Below are 5,118 nucleotides of genomic sequence, written 5' to 3' on the forward strand. Positions count from 1 at the left end.
GGGCCCCGCACCTCGCGCCGGCCCGCGGCCGTCAGGCCCCGAGCAGCCCCGCGCCGATCGACGCGCCGGCGGCGGGCGCGGGGGGAACGGCCCACAGCCCCGATCCGACGTGCCGCAGGTACTCCCCCATGGCATCCGTCGCCAGCGACCGCTGCAGCGTGACGAAGCGGTCGGGACTCTTCTGGAACGACAGGAAGAACAACCCCGCGTTCAGGCGACCGAGGTCGGTCGTGCCGTCGACGAAGTTGTAGCCGCGTCGCAGGATGCGGATGCCGCCGTTCATGTCGGGGTGCGCGAGCCGCACGTGGCTTCGCGGATCGATGGCCGTCGAGCCCGCGGCCCCGAGCGCCGAGAAGTCGGGCGCGGCGAACTCGTCACCGCCCGACAGCGGGGCGCCGTTCGCCTTGTCGCGGCCCACGACCCTGTCCTGTTCGGCCAGGCGCGTGCGATCCCAGGTCTCGATGAGCATGGCGATACGCCGTGCGACCAGATACGACCCGCCGGCGAGCCACGCCGGACCCTCGGATGCCGAGACCCACACGTTCTCGTCGAGCGCAGCGGTGTCGTCGGCGAGGATGTTGGCCGTTCCGTCCTTGTAGCCGAAGAGGTTGCGCGGCGTCGCCTGCGCGGCCGTGGTCTTGGACGTCCGGCCGAAACCGAGCTGCGACCAGCGGATGGTCGCGCGACCGAACGCGATGCGACTGAGGTTGCGGATCGCGTGCACGGCGACCTGCGGGTCATCGGCGCAGGCTTGGATGCACAGGTCGCCGTCGGAGCGCAGCGGGTCGAGGTCGTCGCCCAGGAAGGCCGGGAGCCGCTCGAGCCCCGCGGGGCGCTGCCCCGGGAGCCCGAAGCGCTCGTCGAACAGCGACGGACCGAAGCCGAACGTGATGGTGAGGTTGCTCGCCGGTAGGCCCAGAGCCTCGCCGGTGTCGTCGGGCGGGGCCTCCGGTGAACCGCCCACCGCGCCCGAGGCGCTGACGTCGAGGCCCTGCATCATGCGCGTGGCCGCGTACGTCCAGTCCGAGAGCAGCTCGGCGAGGTCGTCGCGGGTCGTGCGCGCCATCATGTCGTAGGCCGCGAAGTGCAGGTGGTCCTGCACGGGAGTGATGATCCCGGGTTGATGGATGCCGCTGGCCGGAGCCACGGCGTCCGTCGCGGCGTGCGCCTGATCACGGCCGAGGGCCATGCCCCCGATCACGCCGCCCCCGGCGCCGAGCGCGGCTCCGACCGCGCCGGCGCCGAGCGCCAGGCCCATGAGACCGCGGCGGGACAGGCCACGCTCGGAGGATGGTTCGGGGGCCGGCTCGGAAGCCGTATCCGGGGCGGCCCGGGGGTCCGGCTCGCGCGCCGGCGCCCCCGTGGCATCCGGGAACCGCTCGTCGTCCACGCTCACTCCAGGATCGTCACGGTGAGCTGCGACAGCGGCTCGGCGAGAGCGTTGATGAGGTCGGTGAGCTGACGCTTGTCGGCCTCGGTGAGCTGCGAGTACGCGACGAAGTCGGCGTCCGCGGAACCGTGGGCGGCGAGCGCCGCCTCGAGGTCGGCGTAACCGGCGTCGATGCGGGTGACCAGGGACGCACCCTTGTCGCCCTTCGACTCGGCGAAGTCGCGCACGAGCGAGAACGCCATCTTCGACCCCTCGACGTTCGCCGCGAAGTCGTACAGGTCGGTTCCCGACCACCAGTCCTCTTCACCGCTGATCTTGCCCGTGGCCACCTCGTCGAGCAGGGCGATCGCGCCGTTCGACAGACCCGCGACGCCCTGCGTGTCGAGCGCCTGCGTGAAGGCGTCGGAGTGCACGTAGTCGTAGAGCTCCTGGGTGTCGGCGATGAGCTTGTCGCCGTAGGTCGCCCGCTCGGCGGGGGTCGAGGGGGCCCAGTCCTTCCACGCCGGCGTCTCGCCGTCGGCGTTCAGCGCGTCCTGCGCGGGAACCCAGAGGTCTTTCTCGATGCGGTGGAAGCCGGTCCAGTCCAGCCCCTCGGCCACGGCGTCGACCTCGCGGTAGTCGATGCGCGGGTCGAGGTCTCCGAGCGCCTCGGCGATGGGCTCGATGCGCTCGTAGAAGGCGCGCACGCGCGGGAACTGCTCGCGCGCGGCGGCGTCGTCGCCTGCCTCGTACGCGGCGGCGAAGGTCTGCACGGCCGGGAGCAGCTGGCCCACCTGGTCTTTCACGAACGCCGCGTACAGGTCGACCGCCTGCTGCTTCTGCTCGGCATCCGGCCCCTCGACGGCCACCGCGTCACCGGTCACCGAGAAGGCCGCCCGGCCCACGCCGTCGCCGATCATCCCGGGCTTGCAGAGCGTGTAGTAATCGCCGGGCTGCGCCACGACGGTGAGGTTGCGCGAGGCGCCGGGGGCGATGTTCTCGACCTCGCCGACGATGCGCAGACCATCGGATGCCAGCAGGTAGAACTCCGTGACCTGGTCGCTCTGGTTGCTCACGTCGAAGGCGACGGTTCCGCTGGGCGCGGTCGCCGCCGAGACGGCGCACCCGTCTGCGGTCGAGGTGACGGAGAGGGCTCCGGAGGCTGCGGCGTCGGTCTTGGCGACGCAGCCCGAGAGGACGAGGGCGGCGGCGCCGGCCACGGCCGTCGCGGCGAGGAGGCGATTCGGGGTCATGATGCTCCGTTCGGATGGGTGGGACGGATGCCGCGGCTTCGGGCGCGCGCGACGACCGGGGTTCATGGGGCGGTGGGGGCTCCGGCCGTGCGCGGGGCCGCCGGGGCGGGCACGGGCGGGTCCGCAGCGGGCCGCGTGCCCGGCGTACCGGTAGGCGCGCCGGACGCGGGCCGCGGGCGGCGGTTGGCACGCACACCGCGGACGAACAGCGGCACGACGACCGCGACGTAGACGACCCACGCGATGACCTGCAACCAGCTCATCCGCGGCATGAAGCCCACGGTGGCCTGCAGCAACGCGGCGAGCGCGCTGCCGGGGGCGATCACCCCCGAGACGTCGAAGGCCCAGCCGAACGGGAAGCCCGCCCAGCCGGTCGCGACCAGACCCGTCGCGGGGTCCAGGGACGCGCCGGCACCGAACGGCCCGGGCAGGGCCCCGGCCTCCTGCAGGTCGTGGAAGGCGTAGGCGAGCACGCCGGCGGCGACGACCACGAGGAATCCGCCCGTCCAGATGAAGAACCGGCCGAGGTCGAGACGCAGCATCCCGCGCGCGATGAACCAGCCGAGCACGACCGCGGCGATCAGGCCCAGCAGCGCGCCGAGCAGGGCGAGCGGCGCGTCGCCGAACGATTGCACCATCGACCACAGCAGCAGCGTCGTCTCGACACCCTCGCGGGCGACCGACACGAAGCCGATCGCGACGAGCGCCCAGACTCCGCCGCGCAGGGCTCGGTCGACCCCGCCCTCGAGCCCGGCCTTGAGCGTGCGGCCGGCTCTCTGCATCCAGAAGATCATCCAGGTGACCATCGCCACGGCCAGCAGCGACAGTCCACCGCCGAGCAACTCCTGCGCCTCGAACGTGAGCATGTACGCGCCGAAGGTGAACACGGCGCCGACCGCGAGGGCCAGGGCGACCGCGAGGCCCACACCCGCCCACAGCTTCGGCAGCGCGTCGCGGCGATCGAGGCGGGTGAGGTAGGCGACGAGGATGCCGACCACGAGGGCGGCTTCGAGGCCTTCGCGGAGGCCGATGATGAAGGTGGCGAGCACGGGCGTGACCGACTTTCGGGATTCTCGGGATGCCGCGACGCTGCGGATCAGGTAAGGACAGCCTCACCTGACCATGACAGATTACGCACAACCGCCGTTTCACGCATCCCCGAGGCCGCGGCCCGCGTGTCGCGATGGTCCGCACTCCGGAGAAATCGAGGGCGCCGCTCGCGGCTCGCGCGCGAATCCGCGGTGCGCACCCGCAAGGATCCGAGGAACTCCGGAGCTTCGCCCGCCGCAGCCGTCACCAGCACCGCCCGGCGGTAACCGTCGGCAACATTCGCACCCCGCGGCGGCGAGCGATCTAGCCTCGACGCATGTCCGACCTGAATCTCCCCGTGCTCGACCTGTCGCTCCTCGACCAGGGCCCGGATGCCGCAGCCCGCTTCCGCGACGAACTGCGCGCCGCCACCCACGACGTCGGGTTCTTCTACCTCACGGGCACCGGCGTGAGCGCCGAGCTCGAGGCCCGACTCCTGCAGGCGGCGAAGGACTTCTTCGCCCTCCCCGAGGCCGAGAAGCTGTCGATCGAGAACGTCACCAGCCCGCATTTCCGCGGCTACACCCGCGTGGGCGGCGAGCTCACCCAGGGCCGCGTCGACTGGCGCGAGCAGATCGACATCGGCCCCGAGCGCGACGCGATCACGGATGCCGACGGCCCCGGCTACAACCGGCTCGTCGGCCCCAACCTGTGGCCGGCCGCACAGCCCGAGCTCAAGGACGTCGTGACCGAGTGGCACGATCACCTGACGGGCGTGGCCCGCAAGCTGCTGCGCGCCTGGGCGCTCTCGCTCGGCGCCGAGGAGCAGTACTTCGACCGCCACTTCGGCGACCCGCAGACGCTCATCAAGATCGTGCGGTACCCCGGCAAGGACGACGTCACGCCCCAACAGGGCGTGGGCGCCCACAAGGACTCCGGCGTGCTCACACTCCTCTGGGTCGAGCCCGGAAAGGGCGGCCTCCAGGTCGAGCGAGACGGCGAGTGGGTCGACGCTCCCCCGGTGCCCGGCGCGTTCGTCGTCAACATCGGCGAGCTGCTCGAGTATGCGACCCAGGGATACCTGACGGCGACCAACCACCGCGTGATCTCGCCGCGCTTCCCCGACGAGCGCATCTCGGTGCCGTTCTTCTTCAACCCCGCCCTCGACGCGCGGCTGCCGATCATCGACCTGCCGGCGGAACTGGCCGCCGAGGCGCGGGGCGTGGAAGACGACCCCGCCAACCCCATCCACGCGACCTACGGCGAGAACGCGCTCAAGTCACGCCTGCGGGCCCACCCCGACGTGGCCGAGCGCTGGCATCCCGATCTGCTCGCCGCCCGCGCGGCATCCTGATCCCGCCGGCCGCGAGCCGGCCCGCACCCCGCGCCCCGCGGCGCCCTACGTTTCACGCATAAACGCGATTCACGCGCATAAACGCGAGCCCCACGTGTTTATGCGCGCGGATC

Annotated in this window: 4 protein-coding genes; 1 reads left to right on the forward strand and 3 read right to left on the reverse strand. The window is 72.1% G+C overall.

The features are described 5' to 3' along the window. Window positions 1–31: 31 nt before the first annotated feature. The 3 genes from efeB to efeU all read right to left on the reverse strand — a co-directional run bounded on the left by efeB (window position 32) and on the right by efeU (window position 3,671). Window positions 32–1,396 (reverse strand): iron uptake transporter deferrochelatase/peroxidase subunit, encoded by a 1,365-nt coding sequence (gene efeB, locus ACK4LS_RS14520; RefSeq protein ID WP_409718756.1) that lies wholly within the window; start codon window positions 1,394–1,396, stop codon window positions 32–34. Then, window positions 1,393–2,622 carry an iron uptake system protein EfeO gene (gene efeO, locus ACK4LS_RS14525; RefSeq protein ID WP_409718759.1) on the reverse strand — a complete coding sequence of 410 codons (1,230 nt, stop codon included), beginning with the start codon at window positions 2,620–2,622 and terminating at the stop codon, window positions 1,393–1,395. Before efeO ends, efeB begins: the two co-directional genes overlap by 4 nt. A gap of 62 nt (window positions 2,623–2,684) precedes the next feature. Then, window positions 2,685–3,671, reverse strand: coding sequence for an iron uptake transporter permease EfeU (gene efeU / locus ACK4LS_RS14530; protein ID WP_409718762.1), 987 nt, complete (start codon window positions 3,669–3,671; stop codon window positions 2,685–2,687). 317 nt (window positions 3,672–3,988) lie between these two features. On the opposite strand from efeU, the gene ACK4LS_RS14535 reads away from it, so the two are divergent. Continuing rightward, entirely contained in the window at window positions 3,989–5,005 is a 1,017-nt protein-coding gene (locus ACK4LS_RS14535; RefSeq protein ID WP_409718765.1) for an isopenicillin N synthase family dioxygenase, read from the forward strand. Window positions 5,006–5,118: the final 113 nt, after the last annotated feature.

The organism is Microbacterium sp. (assembly GCF_046295495.1).
Classification (GTDB): Bacteria; Actinomycetota; Actinomycetes; order Actinomycetales; family Microbacteriaceae; genus Microbacterium.

Excerpts from the sequence above, each read along its gene's own strand:
- efeO (WP_409718759.1), bottom strand. The coding sequence starts at position 2,622 with ATGACCCCGAATCGCCTCCTCGCCGCGACGGCCGTGGCCGGCGCCGCC.
- ACK4LS_RS14535 (WP_409718765.1), top strand. The coding sequence starts at position 3,989 with ATGTCCGACCTGAATCTCCCCGTGCTCGACCTGTCGCTCCTCGACCAG.